This is a genomic window from Micromonospora sp. NPDC006431, assembly GCF_042870725.1.
GTDB lineage: Bacteria > Actinomycetota > Actinomycetes > Mycobacteriales > Micromonosporaceae > Micromonospora.
Genome location: NZ_JBIAHQ010000071.1, coordinates 1 through 2,670 on the forward strand (window position 1 = coordinate 1; position 2,670 = coordinate 2,670).

The window sequence follows — 2,670 nt, forward strand, 5'->3', positions numbered from 1 at the left end:
GAGACCAACATCGCCAGAGCCACCCGACGCGCCAACCGCCGCCCCCACGACCTGATCACCACAGTGACCAGCTACCCGACTACGCAATGACCCTGGCGACGGGTCCGGCAGGCGTTGCTACGGGCGCTTGTCAGGGTCGAGCGCGTGAATCAGGTGTCCCACCGGTTGTTGGTGGGGTGCCGGCCAGTACAGGTATCGCGGTCCCAGCAGGCAATGGAACGCCCCGCAGGCGAACAGCTCTTCCAGCAGGTCGGCTGGCGTGGCGATGAGCAGCCCAAACGGCCTCTGAAGGGCTCGCCTCGCCGGGGAGCTCTTCGACGGCCGCGCGCCGGCGCAGCCAGCACCGGCCGAGACGCAGCTCGCCGCGCCTTCTTTACAGCCACGGTCTTATCTCACCTCAGTGGAAACCGGATCGAGCAGGAAGAGGTCTTGGTTCCCGGCATAGCCCTCTATCTCAGCAGTGATGCGAAGCTTCTGCCCCACGCCAATGGTGTCGGGGATGTTCGGGCCCGTGAGGCGCAGATCGCTGGTGATGTTGACGTCTTTGAACTGGAAGTTGGGCCCAGTGACTCCCGAGCCGATGCTATTTCCGGCGAGGACCAAGATGTCGTACCGCGTCTTGTAATCGCCGTGATGGTTCATTGCGGCGATGGTGCCATCGAACTTGATGGTTCGGCCCTGGTACTTGGTCGCGAACTCCTGGAACAGGTCGTGGTCCTCCGCCGCTGCCAAGAGCGCTGCGAGATCCTTGTTGTTCTTCACGGTCAAGACCGCCTCGGCCTTGGGCTCGGCAGACGCAGGTGTCGGCGAAGGCGCGGCCTCTACCGGCTCTTGCGCTGCCGGGGCTGCCGTCGTGGTGGCAGCCGGAGACGTCGGCGCGTTCGTCTCGTTGATCGCTCCGATAGTGATGATGATGGCGAGAATGGGGAGCAGACCAGCGGCCACCCCAAACCCGACCTTCTGTTCCTTCGTCAGCGGCGGCCTTTGCTTGCTCATAAGTGGATCATAGCCGCGCCCTCAGCCGCTCATCTGCAGCCCTTCCGGCTAGGTGCAACGCCGAGATGGCGCGCTGCGGCCGGTGTGCCGGCCAGGTGCCGAGCAGGCTCGGGACATCGGATCCGTCGTAGGCAGTGGCAATCCCAGGCGCTCCCTCGACATCCGTCATTCGGTGCGTTAGCCAGTCGAGGTAGTCCTTCAGCTGCCACGCCATGGTCACGCGATCACGCCAGTGCCGGGCACCCCAGCGCCGGACGGCTTCGAGATCACCGAGGTCGCTGACACCGCCGCCGCGAGGCCGCCCATAAAGCAAGGTCGCGTGCGCGCTTCTGCCGCTGTCCGCGCGCGGCGCCGCGCCCATCCCGCCGTACGAGCCCCGCATAGAGCCATCTTGTCTGCAATGGAGTGCTCGCGAGTGACCGCTGGCTGGGGTTACGACAGAGGTTCTGCGATCTGGTGGAGGGTCCGTCCATCGTGTGTCCGGTACCAGTTCGGCGGCCAGAGTTGGGCTCGCGGCGGCTGCCCGGTGGCGGCCTCGATGATGTGCCGTATCAGCGCGAGGATCCGATAGCGTTGTCCATCAGCAGCCCATTTGACAGGCCCGCTGACGTCAGCGTGCCACTGCACTCGCGCTCGATTCGGGTCGGTGCCGAGCCACGCGCGAATGCTGTCTCGATCTTGGTCGACGAGTTCGGGTACGACGATGGTTAACTCGGTGCCGTCCGGGATGGCGCTGTGGGAGATGAGACGCTGCACAGCTGCCGCCCGGCGTTCGCCCGAGGCCCGGGCGGCTGCCTGTGTTGCGCCGCTGGATCGCGGCCGGATCATGAAGTCCTCGGCATCGGGCACGGGCAGCAGTTGCGCGACGGACAGCACTTTCTCACCGGCTGCGGTCTGGTAGAGCTGGTAGCGGACCAGCCGGATGTCGATGCCTGCTTCGTACAGGAACAGGGCGGTGTTCGTGACGGTCGGGCCGAAATCCGCGGCCATGAGCACGATCCGTGGTGGGCCCAGCGTCTCGTCCGAGACTCCTTCGGCCCACTCCATCAACTGGACCAACGCCTCCTCGGCAGTCGTCGAGCCGCCAAGATGGGCGGCATGCACATCGGCCAGGTCGTCTAGGCTGAAGCGGCGGACCATGGCCGCATAGTTGATCGCCTGCATGGTCACGGTGTCCGGTGCGCGGTCGCGCTTGAGTTCCACGACGACGAGTCGTCCGGTGCGGTCAAGGCCCAGCACGTCCAGCCGGTCTGCGGTCGCGGTTCCTCCAGCGGAAACCCATTTGCCGTATTCGAACGTGACGACCTTGACTCCTGCGCCGATTAGTTCCGGATGATCGATCACCCATTGCTGCAGGTGTTGGCGCTCCAACAGGCCCGCCTCGGCCAACGAGATTCGTTGGGCGGGAACGGCGGTCGCGCCGTCGACGGTGAACAGCAACTCTTCGGCCACGTGTACCTCCGGCTCAGACCGTACACGGCGGCAGATGTAGTGGAAGCCAACCGTGGTGCCCAGCGCTGGGCGGTCCCAGCCGGATATCTCGACGATCGTCCTGGGCCCTGCGATGCTTGGTGGCGGATAGTACGGCAGCCGCCATTAGCTGTCTGACCAGGGTGGACACCGAAGGCGGGGCGGGTGAACGGGTGCAGCCGCCCTGATGATCATGTGTGTGTG

Annotated in this window: 2 protein-coding genes; both read right to left on the reverse strand. The window is 65.4% G+C overall.

Going from position 1 to position 2,670, the window contains the following annotated elements:
• Nucleotides 1–387 precede the first annotated feature (387 nt).
• The gene (locus tag ACFYM6_RS36085) at nucleotides 388–996 is read right to left on the reverse strand and encodes a DUF4839 domain-containing protein (protein ID WP_387282018.1); all 609 of its coding nucleotides are present in this window, start codon (nucleotides 994–996) and stop codon (nucleotides 388–390) included.
• A gap of 432 nt (nucleotides 997–1,428) precedes the next feature.
• Nucleotides 1,429–2,448 carry an endonuclease NucS domain-containing protein gene (locus ACFYM6_RS36090; RefSeq protein ID WP_387282020.1) on the reverse strand — a complete coding sequence of 340 codons (1,020 nt, stop codon included), beginning with the start codon at nucleotides 2,446–2,448 and terminating at the stop codon, nucleotides 1,429–1,431.
• Between the last annotated feature and the right edge of the window lie 222 nt (nucleotides 2,449–2,670).